General features: G+C 59.3%; 19 protein-coding genes. 8 read left to right on the top strand and 11 right to left on the bottom strand.

All coding sequences use genetic code 11. The features are described 5' to 3' along the window. The first annotated feature begins 1 nt into the window (after window position 1). Window positions 2-289 (top strand): hypothetical protein, encoded by a 288-nt coding sequence (locus ET418_RS06735; protein WP_149306811.1) that lies wholly within the window; start codon window positions 2-4, stop codon window positions 287-289. A 70-nt stretch (window positions 290-359) separates the two neighbouring features. Here the strand turns inward: ET418_RS06735 and ET418_RS06740 are convergent, their stop codons facing one another. The 3 genes from ET418_RS06740 to ET418_RS06750 all read right to left on the bottom strand — a co-directional run bounded on the left by ET418_RS06740 (window position 360) and on the right by ET418_RS06750 (window position 3,175). Beyond that, window positions 360-1,592: a bifunctional alpha/beta hydrolase/OsmC family protein gene (locus ET418_RS06740; RefSeq protein WP_149306812.1), complete on the bottom strand. Its 1,233-nt coding sequence runs from the start codon at window positions 1,590-1,592 to the stop codon at window positions 360-362. Window positions 1,593-1,620: 28 nt separating this feature from the next. Then, complete coding sequence (locus ET418_RS06745) at window positions 1,621-2,703, bottom strand: ADP-ribosylglycohydrolase family protein (RefSeq protein WP_149306813.1); 1,083 nt, start codon at window positions 2,701-2,703, stop codon at window positions 1,621-1,623. A gap of 217 nt (window positions 2,704-2,920) precedes the next feature. Then, on the bottom strand, window positions 2,921-3,175 hold the full coding sequence (locus ET418_RS06750) for a DUF3553 domain-containing protein (RefSeq protein ID WP_149306814.1): 255 nt from the start codon (window positions 3,173-3,175) through the stop codon (window positions 2,921-2,923). Between the two features lie 404 nt (window positions 3,176-3,579). Between ET418_RS06750 and ET418_RS06755 the strand changes: the two genes are divergently transcribed. Further along, entirely contained in the window at window positions 3,580-3,780 is a 201-nt protein-coding gene (locus ET418_RS06755; RefSeq protein WP_149306815.1) for a cold-shock protein, read from the top strand. A gap of 83 nt (window positions 3,781-3,863) precedes the next feature. Then, entirely contained in the window at window positions 3,864-4,019 is a 156-nt protein-coding gene (locus tag ET418_RS18110; protein ID WP_188055367.1) for a hypothetical protein, read from the top strand. 38 nt (window positions 4,020-4,057) lie between these two features. Here ET418_RS18110 and ET418_RS06760 read toward each other — a convergent pair whose 3' ends face one another. Continuing rightward, entirely contained in the window at window positions 4,058-4,951 is an 894-nt protein-coding gene (locus tag ET418_RS06760) for a LysR family transcriptional regulator (RefSeq protein WP_149306816.1), read from the bottom strand. A gap of 123 nt (window positions 4,952-5,074) precedes the next feature. Here ET418_RS06760 and ET418_RS06765 point away from each other — a divergent pair, with 123 nt between their 5' ends. The 4 genes from ET418_RS06765 (at window position 5,075) to ET418_RS06780 (ending at window position 9,246) form a co-directional block, all read left to right on the top strand. Then, window positions 5,075-6,151 carry a tartrate dehydrogenase gene (locus ET418_RS06765; RefSeq protein ID WP_149306817.1) on the top strand — a complete coding sequence of 359 codons (1,077 nt, stop codon included), beginning with the start codon at window positions 5,075-5,077 and terminating at the stop codon, window positions 6,149-6,151. A gap of 156 nt (window positions 6,152-6,307) precedes the next feature. Beyond that, a complete protein-coding gene (ttdA, locus tag ET418_RS06770; RefSeq protein ID WP_149306818.1) occupies window positions 6,308-7,207 on the top strand; it encodes a L(+)-tartrate dehydratase subunit alpha in 900 nt (299 codons plus the stop codon). Continuing rightward, complete coding sequence (gene ttdB, locus ET418_RS06775; RefSeq protein WP_149306819.1) at window positions 7,204-7,809, top strand: L(+)-tartrate dehydratase subunit beta; 606 nt, start codon at window positions 7,204-7,206, stop codon at window positions 7,807-7,809. Before ttdA ends, ttdB begins: the two co-directional genes overlap by 4 nt. Window positions 7,810-7,824: 15 nt before the next feature. Beyond that, window positions 7,825-9,246: a DASS family sodium-coupled anion symporter gene (locus ET418_RS06780; protein WP_149306820.1), complete on the top strand. Its 1,422-nt coding sequence runs from the start codon at window positions 7,825-7,827 to the stop codon at window positions 9,244-9,246. Window positions 9,247-9,452: 206 nt separating this feature from the next. Here ET418_RS06780 and ET418_RS06785 read toward each other — a convergent pair whose 3' ends face one another. The 3 genes from ET418_RS06785 to ET418_RS06795 form a co-directional block, all read right to left on the bottom strand. Continuing rightward, on the bottom strand, window positions 9,453-9,668 hold the full coding sequence (locus ET418_RS06785; RefSeq protein ID WP_149306821.1) for a hypothetical protein: 216 nt from the start codon (window positions 9,666-9,668) through the stop codon (window positions 9,453-9,455). Then, complete coding sequence (locus ET418_RS06790) at window positions 9,665-9,958, bottom strand: putative quinol monooxygenase (RefSeq protein WP_149306822.1); 294 nt, start codon at window positions 9,956-9,958, stop codon at window positions 9,665-9,667. The genes ET418_RS06785 and ET418_RS06790 overlap by 4 nt, the downstream gene beginning before the upstream one ends. A gap of 64 nt (window positions 9,959-10,022) precedes the next feature. Further along, window positions 10,023-10,658: a flavodoxin family protein gene (locus ET418_RS06795; RefSeq protein ID WP_149306823.1), complete on the bottom strand. Its 636-nt coding sequence runs from the start codon at window positions 10,656-10,658 to the stop codon at window positions 10,023-10,025. Window positions 10,659-10,812: 154 nt separating this feature from the next. On the opposite strand from ET418_RS06795, the gene ET418_RS06800 reads away from it, so the two are divergent. Beyond that, on the top strand, window positions 10,813-11,160 hold the full coding sequence (locus ET418_RS06800; protein ID WP_149306824.1) for a winged helix-turn-helix transcriptional regulator: 348 nt from the start codon (window positions 10,813-10,815) through the stop codon (window positions 11,158-11,160). Between the two features lie 50 nt (window positions 11,161-11,210). On the opposite strand, the gene ET418_RS06805 is transcribed toward ET418_RS06800, so the two are convergent. From ET418_RS06805 to ET418_RS06820, 4 genes are all read right to left on the bottom strand, one after another. Next, the gene (locus ET418_RS06805) at window positions 11,211-12,341 is read right to left on the bottom strand and encodes a M20 family metallopeptidase (RefSeq protein WP_149306825.1); all 1,131 of its coding nucleotides are present in this window, start codon (window positions 12,339-12,341) and stop codon (window positions 11,211-11,213) included. After that, entirely contained in the window at window positions 12,338-12,850 is a 513-nt protein-coding gene (locus ET418_RS06810) for a GNAT family N-acetyltransferase (RefSeq protein WP_149306826.1), read from the bottom strand. The genes ET418_RS06805 and ET418_RS06810 overlap by 4 nt, the downstream gene beginning before the upstream one ends. Before the next feature lie 98 nt (window positions 12,851-12,948). Then, window positions 12,949-13,431, bottom strand: coding sequence for a transcription elongation factor GreAB (locus ET418_RS06815; RefSeq protein ID WP_149306827.1), 483 nt, complete (start codon window positions 13,429-13,431; stop codon window positions 12,949-12,951). A gap of 108 nt (window positions 13,432-13,539) precedes the next feature. Continuing rightward, entirely contained in the window at window positions 13,540-14,013 is a 474-nt protein-coding gene (locus ET418_RS06820; RefSeq protein ID WP_149306828.1) for a YehS family protein, read from the bottom strand. Window positions 14,014-14,078 lie beyond the last annotated feature (65 nt).

Consider the following 14,078-nt stretch of genomic DNA (forward strand, 5'->3'; position numbering starts at 1 on the left):
CATGAACAGGTATCGGATGAAAGCAATGATCGGAACAGTGGTCGCAGCGATGGGTATTGCAGGCATGGCCGGTGCGGCCGGTGCGGCCGACGTGGCGGTCGGCGTTGACGTCAACACCCCCAACGTACGGGTGCAGGTTGGCACGCCGCCTCCGCCGCCGTTTGCCCCCCGCACGATCGTAGTGGAGAGGGAGCGCGCGATCACCCACGAGAGGGAAGAACGGCACGACCGGGGCAAACACAAAGGACACTACAAGAAATACCGCAAAGACAAGCACCACAGGGACTAGCTGACCATTACGGGGCCAGACTACCAGGAAAACGGCAGTCTGGCCCTTTGGTATCTGCCGCAGGCCCTCCTCACGCCGGCCGCAGGGTGGTTACGACCCGCACCCCTGCCGTCAAGGTGCGGTGCACCGGGCACCGCCCGGCGATCTCCAGCAAGCGCTGCCGCTGTGCCTCGTCCAGCCCACCATGCAGTTCCAACTCCCGCTCGAACGTATCCATCCGGCGTTCCTTCTCGTCACAGTCACGGCAATCTTCGGCGTGGACCTTGCGGTGCGAGAGCCGCACCACAACCTCTTCCAGCGGCCATCCCTTGCTACGGGCATACACCTGGAGCGTCATCCCGGTACAGGCGCCGAGGGCGACCAGCAGGTAGTCGTACGGGGATGGGCCCACGTTGCCCCCGCCGTCCTCCACCGGCTCGTCGGCCAGCAGGGGAAAACCGTTGGCAAACAGCTCGGTGCGAAATCCCGTCGCCCCGGTGCGGGCCGACACACGGTTGTCGATCACCTCCGGGGGAATAGGCTGGGGGCTCGGTGTTTCGGATATCCCCAGGTAGCGGCCGGCCCAGGCGGCGATGATCCCGCCGGCGTAGCGGGAGTCCCGGCTATCGGACAGCAGGTGGTCGGCCGAATCGAGGGAGACGAAGCTCTTGGGGTGTGGGGCGGCCCGATAGATGTCGGTGGCGTTGTCGATCCCTACCACTTGGTCCCGGGGAGAGTGCATCACCAGCAACGCCGCATTGAGCCGGCGCAACGTATCCTCCGGCCGATGGGCATCCAGGTCGTCCAGCAGGCTCTTGCGGATGGTGAACGTGCGGCCGGCTATGGTGACGGTTCCCTGCCCGGTCTCCTCGATCCGGCCCGCCGCCTCTCCCAGCAGGTCCCTTACCTGGACGGGACGAAACGGTGCGGCGATGGCGACCACAGCCGTGGTGCTGGGAATCTCCGCTGCCGCCGCCAACACGGCCGCCCCTCCCAGGGAATGGCCGATAAGCAGGCGGGGAGCTTCATACTCCTGTTCCAGGAAGCGGGCCGCCGCCACCAGGTCGCTCACCTCGGAGGAGAAGGTTGTGGCGGCGAACTCCCCCTCGCTCTCCCCCAGGCCGGTGAAGTCGAAACGCAACACGGCGATGCGCCGGCTGCTCAGGGCGCGGGAGATGTGCACCGCCGCCGTGAGATCCTTGGAACAGGTGAAGCAGTGGGCAAACAGGGCGTAGGCCAGGGGCCGTTCGTCCTCGGGGAGTTCCAGCCGGGCGGCGAGCAGCTCCCCCCGGCTATTGGGAAAGGCAATCCTCTTGGTGTTCATCACTATCACCTCATGTTTTCCTGCGGCGTTATGGCTTACCGACACCCGCAGCCAGATCGGCGGCCAACCGGCAGAGGGTAGCGGAGTCATCGAGACCGTCCAGGAAGCGTTGCGGTATCCGGGAAAGGCCGACCTGGGCGCCCACCAGGGCTCCGGTCAGGATGGCCCGAGCCTGATTCTGCCCTCCCCCGTTGACGGCATGCAGCAGGGCAGATTCGAAATCGTCGTGGAAACGGGCGGCCAGATAGTAGGCCGCGGGCAATTGGTGGTAGATCGCGCAGGGCATGCCGTAGACGATGGACACCTTCCAGGCGGGTTCGATACGGATATCCGGGTCCGCGGCCGCGCTCGCCATAGAGGACGGGGTCAGCAGGGCGTCGGGAGAGGCGAATCTGCCGGCCCGGGGCGGGTCGGGATCGCCGGGCCGGGGAGGTTGCAGGTTGTCGCCGGTAACGGCGTGGAAGGGGAGCGCCCCGTCATGCACCAGCTTCATCAACCTGCCCGATAGCCGGGCATCCAGGGCGTGCCCCTGCACCACCTGCCCCAGCACCGCACCATAGGCCACGGTCATGGACACCACCGTATCGTCCGACTGGGTCAGGACGGCATTGCCGGTGATGGTGCCGGCCAGCCGGGCGGGGTCCAGGGCATACCGTACCCCCAGGGCCAGGGTGCGTTCGATGGCTTCCGTCGTGTCGGCGTGCCCGCCGGTCTCGCCCCAGGGCAGTTTCTGCTCCACGCGCCGCCGCCACAATTCGCGGATCGACTGGCTGGTGTAGCCCCCCGGCCCGCTCATGGGGGTGCCATCCAGGAGCGGCAGCAACTCCTCATCCATGCGACGGCAAAAATCGGCCTCGTCGTACCCCCCCCGTTCCACCAACGACGTGACCAGCAGCCTGAGGATGAAACCCGCCTGGGAGAGTTGGCCCGCCTTGCACCCGTCGTGGTAGCGGCCGGGCCGGGGGTCGGTATAGCCGCTGATCCATTCGCCGTAGTCGCGGCGCAGTTCGGCAAGGTCGTAATACCAGTGCGGCCCCAGCCCCAGTGCATCGCCGATAAAGGCGCCCATAATGGCGCCCGCCCCGCGGTCCTGAATGTTTGCGTCTGACATGGTGACCTCCTGTGGATGCGCCTCAGCGCCCTGACTGCAAGCCTTCCCGAGTTGCATCACATCGTTTATCTGATTATATCCTGTTATTTTGAAGTGCCAAGGCTTGTTTCCGGAAACGGAAACGTGGTACGGAGGAGTATGTTCGCACGATGAAACGACAACGGGCTCCTTATCATCGATAAGGAGCCCGTTGTCGTTGTAGGTTTTCCTGGTGGTTTTACAGTTTCTTTTTGGCTGCCTTGGGCACCCTGGCGACTCGGGCGGCCTTCATCACGACGGGTACTTCGGGAGGGGGTAAAAAGGAGCCCGGAGCGGCCGGTTGCAGAGTGGTAAAGTGGGATACGGCTATTTTTCTGTTTTTGCCATCGCTGAACTGGATCATCGCCGAGGAGGATGTGATTTCCATAACCTTGCCGGCGCCCCATTCAAGTGCGCCCGTGTGGCTTACAATGTTGCCGACTTTGATTACCATAGTGTCATATCGCTTTCTTTTGAGAAATGAGTGGAATTACCATTTCCGGTCCGCCCCCATCACGACTATCGTCCATTCAAATAGGATTATATTTTTATAGTTTACGTCACAAACCGTATATTAGCAATGATTATTTGCAATATTTAGTAGTAATTGTATGCTATAAATTCAGTATAATCCTGGTTCATAAAAGGATGTAACACTATCCATACATAATATTCACAACATGGCATCATGATTGTATTTATTTTTTCAAGGCACCCATCCCAATATTTATATTATTCCGCCCCATCCTATGTCCTGATTTTTAGCTTGACTTGCGCCATTCAAAGCTGGTACGGTTACACTACGTCCGGAATGTTTCCAGACGAAATTTAAAAGCAGTATCAGGAGAACGTAAGAAAATGGTAAACGGAACAGTAAAATGGTTTAATGACAGCAAGGGGTTTGGTTTTATTGAGCAGGAAAATGGCGAAGATGTTTTTTGTCATTTTTCCGCAATCGAAGGCAACGGTTTCAAATCCCTTGCTGAAGGCGATAGCGTAACGTTTGAAATTACCAAGGGTCCGAAAGGGCTTCAGGCCGCGAACGTAAACAGAGCCTAAGAAACGCCGTAATTGGCCTCAAAAGCCCCGGGGGATACTCGGGGCTTTTTTTATTGAAAACCAACTAGTTAGGGAGTGACACGATGGCCAAGCCCAATTTTCAGTTTCAGAAAAAGCAGAAGGAACTGGAGCGGAAGAAAAAGAACGAGGAAAAGCTGCAACGCAAGCTGGCGGCCAAGAACAGCGCCCCAACCGACGAAAACGGCGAAGAGGCCCCTGTCGAGGAAGAAACAGCTTAAATCCGAACGCAAGAATCGATGCGGGGTGGTGCAAGCCATCAGCGGTCGAGCCATTGCTGAAGGAATTCAACGCAGACCCGCACCTTTGCCGATTCGGTCAGACGCAGCGGATAGACCGCTGCTATGTGCGCCTCCTGTTGATAATCGGGGAGCACCCTGACCAGAAGCCCTTCCCTCAAATAGGAATCCACATCCCATGTGGAACGCAGCATGATCCCATGCCCGTCAAGAGCCCACTGCTGGGTGATCTCCCCGTTGTTGCACGATAACGGCCCGGATACGTGGACCGTCTCCACCCCTTGTGGCCCTTTCAGCCTCCAAACCCCGAAACTCTGATCACGCTCGCGAATGACGATGCAGTCGTGCTGCTCCAGGTCAGCAATACGTGCGGGCACGCCGCGCCGTTCCAGATAGGCAGGCGCAGCGCACAGAATACGCGAATTGGCGGCTATGCGCTTGGCGATCAGGTTCGGCTCAGACGTGCCTCCAATCCTGATATCGATGTCGAACCCCTCCCCGATCAGGTCAACCGGCCGGGCAAGCAGTTCAAGCTGTATGCGCAACAGGGGGTAACGCACGACAAGCTCTGAAAGTGCCGGGGCAATACGTTTTCTGCCGAAACCGGCGCTCGCACTGATCCGCAGTAGCCCCCGCGGGGTCGTTTTTGCCGTCGTGACCGACTCGGCCATCTGCTCCACATCCTCGATAATCCGCTGAGCCCACCGATACACCATTTCCCCGTCCTCGGACAGACTCACGCGCCGGGTTGTCCGGTGCAACAGGCGTACGTGCAGCACATCCTCCAGCAGGGCGACCCTTTTGCTGACATAGGCTGGGGATACCCCCAGTTCCGTGGCGGTGGCAATAAAACTCCTGTTGCGCACCACGGCGCAAAAGAGTCGCAGGTCTTCGAGTGGGGGCAGATTATTCACGATACGTGTCCTTTGTATTCACATATTAGCTGATTATTTTCCAGAATTACAGTGATACGTTACCTACCGTTCAGATTAAAACAGCAGGATGAGACGATCCACACCCGTCGTCGGAGCCGAAGTATGAAAACCCACAAGATCGCGGTAATTCCGGGGGACGGCATCGGAAAGGAAGTGATGCCGGAAGGGCTCAGAGTGCTTGAGGCTGCTGCCCGCAGGTTTGGCATCGAGCTGGACTGCACCCATTTTGACTGGGCATGCGCCGGCTACTACCTTCGGCACGGTCAGATGATGCCGTCCGATTGGTTCGAGACGCTCAAGGCGTACGACGCCATCTATTTCGGTGCGGTCGGCTGGCCGGATGTGGTGCCGGATCACATCTCGCTCTGGGGGTCGTTGCTCAAGTTCCGCCGGGATTTCGACCAGTACGTGAACCTGCGGCCGGTACGGTTGATGCGGGGAGTGCCCTGCCCCCTGGCTGGCAAAAAACAGGACGATATCGACTTCTATGTGGTGCGTGAAAATACCGAGGGCGAGTACTCCAATGTGGGCGGCAAGATGTTCGAAGGCACGGAACGGGAACTGGTCCTACAGGAGTCGGTTTTCACGCGGAGAGGCGTGGACCGGATACTGAAATTCGCCTTCGATCTGGCTCAGAGCCGGCCGAAACGGCACCTGACCGCCGCCACCAAGTCGAACGGCATCGCCATCAGCATGCCCTACTGGGATGAGCGACTGGCATTGATGGCGCGGCAGTACCTGGAGGTCACCTGGGACAAGTATCATATCGATATTCTTGCGGCACGCTTCGTCCTCAGCCCGGAACGTTTCGACGTGGTGGTGGCATCCAACCTCTTCGGCGATATCCTCTCCGATCTCGGACCGGCCTGCGCCGGAACCATCGGCATCGCGCCATCGGCCAACCTTAACCCCGACCGCATCTTTCCTTCCATGTTCGAACCGGTGCACGGCTCTGCGCCTGACATCGCCGGCCGGAACATCGCCAACCCCACAGCCATGATCTGGTCCGGAGCGATGATGCTCGACTTCCTGGGCAATGGTGCATCGCGGTACCGGGCCGCCCACGATGCCATCATCAACGCCATTGAAACCATACTCAGCGAGGGACCGCGAACACCCGACATGGGCGGCAACGCCGACACCAGCCAGGTCGGCACGGCCATCGCGGCAGCGCTCTAGCCGGAAAACTTTGCACTACAAAGACCTCACGTAAAGTAGATCACGGCAGCAAGGCGAACGGAACCGGAATAGTGGCAGGGCAGCGATGTGAAACGGTTGGATTTGCTTGATGTCGTGTCAGCGTGCCGCAAAAATTCCACATTCGAGGAGATCAGCATGAGCCGCGAAGAAGCAGTAAAGACCATGACCGGTGTTATGGCCCGGTTTACCGATTATGCCGGAAAGCATCTGCCGGACGATATCCTTGAAAAACTCCGACACCTGCGCGAAACCGAGGACAGTCCGCTGGCGAAGGTGGTGTACGACTCCATGTTCGAAAACCTGGCACGGGCAGAGGAGTTGAATCGCCCCTGCTGCCAGGACACCGGCGTGATCCAGTACTACATAAAAGTCGGCTCGGAGTTCCCTTTGCTGGCCGACGTCGGGGCCATCCTGACCGAAGCGGCGTACGCGGCGACACAGACCGCTCCGCTCCGTCACAACGCGGTGCAGATCTTTGAAGAGAAAAACACCGGCACCAATACCGGCGAGCGGATTCCCTGGATTGACTGGACGATTGTGCCGAACGGCACGAGCATCGAGGTCGAGGTGTACATGGCCGGAGGCGGTTGCAGCCTGCCGGGGCAGGGAAAAACGCTCATGCCTGCTGCGGGGTACGAAGGGATCGTACAGTTCGTCTTCGATGTCATGACCTCGTACGGTGTCAATGCCTGTCCGCCGCTCCTGGTCGGCATCGGCATCGGCGGCTCCATCGACGTTGCCGCCAATCTGTCCAAACGGGCGCTGTTCCGCCCCATCGGTTCCCGTCATGCCCACCCCAGGGGGGCCGAGATGGAACTGTTGTTGGAAAAAGGGCTTAACGCAATCGGGCTGGGGCCCCAGGGAATGTCGGGTAAAAATTCCGTCATGGGCGTCCATATCGAGTCTGCCGCCCGTCATCCATCCACCATCAGCGTCGCCCTATCCGTCGGCTGCTGGGCGCACCGGCGCGGGACCATCCGCATTAATGAGGACATGTCGTACGAAATCCTTTCCCACAAGGGGGCTGCGCTGTGAAAAAGGTACTTACCACACCCATAAAGAACGAGGATATCGAACAATTGGCCGCCGGGGACATCGTATATCTGGACGGATACCTGATCACCTGCCGCGACATGCCCCATCGCAGGCTCGTGGAGTTGGGGAGGGAGTTGCCGGTTGACCTCCAGGGACTGGCAATCTTTCATGCCGGTCCGATCGTGGCCAAGGATGGCGACGGCTGGAAGATGATTTCCGTGGGCCCCACCACCAGCATGCGGATGGAGGTTCACGAAAAGGAGTTCATCAAGCAGACCGGCGTCAAACTGATCATCGGCAAAGGGGGAATGGGCCCCAATACCGAGGAAGGATGCACGGTCTACAAGGCCCTGCACGCCGTATTCCCCGGCGGCTGCGCCGTGCTGGCCGCCAGCGAGGTTGAGGAGATAGAGAGGGTCGAGTGGCTCGAACTGGGCATGCCCGAGGCGTTGTGGGTCTGCCGGGTAAAAAATTTCGGGCCGCTGATCATCTCCATCGACACCAAGGGAAACAACCTGTTCGAGAAGAACAAGATCACCTTCAACGCCAGGAAGGCTCCGATAGTCGAGGAGATAAACCGCCAGGTACGCTTCATCAAATAAAGGAGGTCATGGACCATGAACAGGAAACTGCTGGTCAATACGCTCATCCCCCTTGCCGCCTGGATACTTTTTCTTGCCATCCCGGTCCCTCTGGGCCTGGCACCGCTTGCCTGGTACTATTTCGCCCTGTTTGCCGCCGTTATCGTCGGCCTGATCCTGGAACCGGTGCCGGGCTCGATTATCGGCCTCTTGGGAATTTCACTCGCGGCGGCCCTCCAACTGGTCGGCAAAACCCCCTCCGAAACGACCAAGTGGGCGCTGTCAGGATTTTCCAACAGCACCATCTGGCTGATCTTCGTGGCCTACATGTTTGGCCTGGGATATGAGAAGACCGGATTGGGGCGGCGCATCGCCCTGAACCTCGTAAAGGTCCTGGGGAAAAAGACCCTCGGTCTTGGCTATGCCGTTGCCTTGTCGGATGGCTGCCTTGGCCCCTTCATGCCATCCAATACGGCGCGCAGCGGCGGGACGATCTATCCCATCATCAAGAACATCCCGGAGATATTCGGTTCCTATCCCGGCGAAACCGCCCGCAAGATGGGTTCCTACCTGATGTGGACCGGCCTGGCGACCTGCGCCGTCACCAGTTCGCTCTTTCTGACGGCAAACGCCCCCAACCTGCTGGGGCTGGAACTGGTCAGCAAGACCCTCAAGATAAGCATTTCGTGGCGCGAATGGTTTCTCGGCATCCTCCCTCTGGGGGCTTTCCTCTTCCTTGCCATCCCCCTGATCACCTACATTGTGTACCCGCCCGAGATCAAATCGAGCGCAGGCGCCGACACCTGGGCTGCCGAAGAGTTGTCCAAAATGGGGAAGATCAAGGGTAAAGAGCTTCTTATGGCGGCTCTCGCCCTTCTGGCGCTGATTCTGTGGATCTTTGCCGGCAACTGGATGGATGCGACACTGGTTGCCATCATGGTTCTGGTGATTATGATCCTTACCGGCGTCATCACCTGGAGCGACCTGCTCGAATATCGCCAGGCCTGGAACATGCTGATCTGGTTCGGGACGCTGGTCGCCCTGGCCGATGGCCTCAAGATCGTCGGCTTTCTCAAGTGGTTTGCCGGGGCAACCTCGGGGATGATGAAGGGGTTGCCGATCCTATGGATCGTCGTTTTGATGGTGGCCATCTATTACCTTGTCCACTATATGTTTGCCAGCCTTACCGCCCACGCCACGGCCCTGCTGCCGGTGTTCCTGACCGCCGTCGTCGCGGTTCCCGACATGCCATTGAAGATGGTTGCCATGCTGCTCTGCTATACGTCGGGCATCAGTTGCATGCTGACGCCCTATGCCAGCGGGCCAAGTGCCATCTACTACGGGAGCGGCTACATCGACCGCAAGGACTTCTGGTGGCTGGGAGCCCTGTTCGGGGTCCTGTTCATCGGACTATTTCTCTGTTTTGAGGTTCCCTACCTCAAATGGTATCTCGGATGAGCAGGCCCAAATGCGCAAAATCCGGGAAAGCTGAATATGCCGCCCGCCGAGTGCCAGTGCCTTGCCCGGCTGGGCCCGCGGGAGGGCGACAAAGCGCTCCTGTATGATCCGGCTCTGCCGATACGACAGAGACAAGGAACAAAGAGCAACAGGCGACCGATTGGCCGCCTGTTGTGTTTTCTGCACCCTCAAATGGGTTGCCGCGATTATGGCGTACTCACCGCCCCCTTGAAGCGGAAGAGCCCATAAAGCCCGCTGCCCAGGTTGATGCGCGACGTGGTGACGTTGATGAAGCCGCCGGGAGCGACCGCCAGGGTATCGGGCCACAGGAGTCGGCCATCCCGCACCACGACCTCGGCGGTCCCGTCCGGCAGTAGTTCGGCCACCTCCTGGATACTGGACGGCCGCTGTTGTCTGGTCACGCCTCAATCATGGTCAACCTGTTCACGGACCGTTCCTGAATCATGCCCTCTATGGCGCCGAAGCTGCTCCGGTAATGGGCCGTCTCCTTGTGTTTCCCCAGGCAGGCATCGCTCTCCCACGTCTCGTAGAAGAAAAACAGCGCCGGGTCGTCATTATCCTGGTGCAGCCGGTACTCGACGCACCCCTCTTCGTTTCTGGTCGGTGCAAGCAGCTTGAGGAGCTCGGCCTTGACGGCATCGGCCGCCTCTTTTCGTGCCAACAGTCTGGCAACAACGGTTACTCTCGACATAGGGAGTCCTTTCTCGTTTCGTTTTTCATGGAGTCATGGGAAACATCTTTGCATGCTGCATAATTTAGTGGATAAAATTCATGAATATCTTGGGTTCCGCCTCAGGCTCCGCAACCGTCCCCTTGCCATGTTCCGCCAATTTCAGCAGCCATGCCATGTTTTTGCCCAGCACCCGCATGATCTGTACACCCTCTTCATCCTGTGCAACCTCTCCCGGCTGGGTGCCATGGATGACGTTCCAGTAATTGGAGCTTGGTACCAGCATCTCGGCATAGTGCAGAAAATTGTTCAGCTGATCGAATGTGGGCACGCCGCCGGAGCGCCGCACCGCGACCACCGCTGCGCCGACCTTGTGCCGCAGCATCCCGCCGTTGGAGCCGGCGACATAAAAGGCCCGGTCCAGAAACGACTTCATGGTGCCCCCGATGGCGGCGTAATGGACGGGAGTCCCCAGGATGATCCCATCCGCATGCTTCATCTTCTGGAGGGCGTTATTGACGTCGTCGCCAGGCAGGACGCAGCGCTCGTTCCTGTTCTTGGCACACTGGCCGCAGGCGATGCACCCTTGAATCACCTTGTTTCCCATGTGAATGATCTCGGTTTCTATGCCTCCCTTTTCAAGCTCGGCGGCAACCATCCTGATGGCATGATAGGTGTTGCCCTCTTTTTTGGGGCTGCCGTTAATGGCGACTACTTTCATCGATCCGTCCTCCTGTTTTCGCGCTGGGTTTCACATTCACGCTTCAATTTTCCAAATATGTGCGCTATATTCTGCCATAGGTATCTATTCGTCAATAACGGACTATTTAGGTACGTAGTACCTTTTTTGTAACATAAGAAATATTGGAGGTCCCATGCAAGAGAACCGGGAGAAAGGGGATCGGATGGTGTATCGGGAGAAGGAATACAAATGCGGTATAGATGCCACACTGGCCGTGGTCGGCGGCAAATGGAAGGCCTCCATACTCTGGCACCTGTCGCAACGGACCATGCGCTTCTCCGATTTGCAGCGGCAATTCTCCGGGACCACGAGAAAGATGCTCACCCAGCAGTTGCGGGAGTTGGAGACCGACGGCCTGGTGCACCGGGAGGTCTACCCCCAGGTGCCGCCCAAGGTGGAGTACTCCCTCACCCCAAAGGGCACGACCATCATCCCCATCCTCGATCAGATGTGCGCTTGGGCCAAAGAATACCTGCAGTGACCATGCTCCTGCCGCCAGGTGTGCCCGCCAGCCTCCAGGCAGGTTTCGGATCAGCCCATACCCAGGCCCAGGGCGGCATAGATGCGGGCGGCCTCCGCCACCTCGTGGAAGAGGACTTGTTCATCGGGCGTATGGGCGTTTTCCAGGAAGCCGGGCCCCAGGATGATGGGGCAGGTACCGGCCGCATGGAACAGGTTGCCGTCCGAGTGGGAGCGGAAGGCGCTCAAGTCGGGTGTGCGCCCCAGGCGGGCATATATTTCCTCCACCAACCGGACCGGCCGGCTATCGTTGCCCAAATCGTAGCCGGGCGCGGAGAAGTCGAAACTCAACTCCATGTTTAGCTCCGGGATGAAGCGGCCCGCATCGGTGGCGATGCTGCGGATCGACTCCTGCAGGACGGCCGGGTCCATATCGGGCGGCAGGTGCAGATCGATCCAGGCCTCGCAGCGGTCCGGGACAACAAAACCGGCCCGGGACGAACTCAGCTCACGGATCGAGTAGACGATCTCCCCCCGCTCCCGGTCGAAGAGCTGAGCCTTGCCCAGGTGCAGCAACAGGCGCAGCATGGACTCCACCGCGTTGTTCCCCAGTTCGGGCAGCGACGAATGGCTCCGCAGGCCGCGGGTGACGAACCCCGCCTCCAGGTAGCCGTAATGGGCGAAACAGGCCGCAAGCCCGGTCGGCTCGCCGATCACCACCCAGGGAGGGCGGTATCGTTCCAGAAAAACGGCGCTGCCGTCACCGTTCTCTTCCTCCCCCACCACCAGCAGCAACCCCAGGGACGGCCGTTCCTCCGGCTTCAGGGCGTCGGTCAGGGCCAGCCACGCCTCCACCATGGCGGCGCAGCCCCCCTTCATATCGGCGCTCCCCAGACCGCGGATGAGGTTTCCCTCTTCATGCGCCTCGAATTCCTCCAGATCCCAGGCCGGGACCGTATCCACATGCCCGACCAGATAGAGTTCCGGTTCTCTGCTCCCCATGGTAACCCGCAGGTTATACCGCTCATGCTCCACCTCCTGGCGTTCCACGCGGAATCCGGAACGGGAGAGGAGGTCCTCCAGATAGAGCTGGATATCCTCTTCCTTGCCGGATGGGGAGTAGATATCAAGCATATCGAGCAGAGTCCTGCGCAGCCGCACCGGATCAATGGCCCTCCAGACCTCATCAAGGCGGGCGATCATGATTTTTTTACCGATTTTTTCCTGGTCTTGCGCGTCAGGTTGAGGGACATGTAGACGTGCTCCTGAATATCTCCGAAGCCCTGTTTCTTGAAAAAATTGATGGCGGCCAGATTATCCGCCGAGGTATCGATGATGATCATCCGCACCCCCTGCTCCACCATGCGGCGCCTGATCTCGTGGAACAAGCGGCTCCCCACGCTCCCCTTCTGGATGTCCCGCCGGACCCCAAGCCAGACCAGGTAACCGTACTTCCAGGGAGAATTATGCTTCTTCACCGTGGTCCCCAGGGCAAAACCGGCGATGCGGCCTCCCATTTCGGCCACCAGGCAGAGTTCGTTGTCCAGGTTGAAGTGTGTGGTAATCTCGAATTCGTCCCAGGTGCGGTAGAGGCTCTGGGAGTATTCGACGGTGAACACCTCCTCGCCGATATGGAATACCTCGGGGAAATCGTCGATCTCCATCTCGCGGATGCGAGGGGTATCCTCGCTGGTTATAGATGCTTCCGTCATGGCGTCACCTCGTGCATATTCTTAGTATACCAGAAAATCCCGATCCGGCAGTTCCGGCGGACACTACCGAGCGGGACCGCACACTGGCACGGGCCGCATCAACAGACTTCAACAACGATAAAGGACTGGGCCGCGGCAGCCTCTCCCACCTGCACCTCATCGCCGGTTTTCAGCCCCACCAGGGAGCGCCCCAGGGGGGAACGGGGGGTGATGACCACGATCTCTCCGTCACGATCCGCGACCTTCATGCCTCCGGCCTGGGGGCCGAGGAAAAGCCGCCGCACATCCCCCTGCGCACTTTCCAGGGTAACCAGGGCCGTCAGCCGGATCGGCGTATCGTCGTCGAAACCATGCAGCGTCAAGGTCCGGTAGCTTTCAAGGGCAATCCTGATCTCCTGGGCACGGTTGGCCTGCCCCTGGGCGATGTAGGATGCCTCCAGGGCGATGGTATCGTACTTGTTGTCGGGGAGGCACTCCGCGTGGGTGGCCGCCTCATGGGCCGCCCGCGCGGCGGTGGAGAGCACCGCAAGATCGGCGGAGAGCCGTGCGATTATCTCCTGAATCATCTGTTCCTTCGTCATAGGGTCATAACTCTCCTCTGGTTTCGATAAAAACAGGCATAAAAAAGGGGGCGGGCCGCATTCCATAAAGCGGGCCGTCCCCTCAAAATTTCGGGCAAACGCCGCTTCCTACTCTGTGTTCCCCCCGCCAAGCGTCAATCCGCGGATGAAGTTGCGGAGAAATTGGTCGCCGCAGGCCTTGTAGTTCCTATGTCCCTTTGCCCGAAACATGGCGGACAATTCAGACTTCGAGAGCTGGACCCCGGCCTTTGCCAGGACCGCGAGCATCCCCTCCTCGTTCAACTCCAACGCGATCCTGAGCTTTCGCAGGATGAGATTATTGTTCAACGCCGTATCCGGTGCTTTGGGCAAACCGGGTTTCGACTCCTGCACGCCGCGCCGGGAGACGATCAGGCCGTCCAGAAAGGCCCCCATCACCGCGTCGTCGCAGGCCGCAAAGCCGGTTTCTTCTTCCTTTTTCAGTAGTTTCAACACATCTATGGGCTTGATGTCATGCCCGCCCACCGTACACAATTCGGCGATGGTTTCGCCATTCAATTTCAGGGCGTAGCGCAGGCTGCGGAGAAGATCGTTATTGGTCATGGCGTTCCCTTCGTGACTGTCAATAGTGGGGAGGTTGCTCCATTTGAGCCGGGGATACGGCTGGC

The sequence above is a fragment of the Oryzomonas rubra genome, from assembly GCF_008369015.1.
GTDB classification, from domain to species: domain Bacteria; phylum Desulfobacterota; class Desulfuromonadia; order Geobacterales; family Pseudopelobacteraceae; genus Oryzomonas; species Oryzomonas japonica.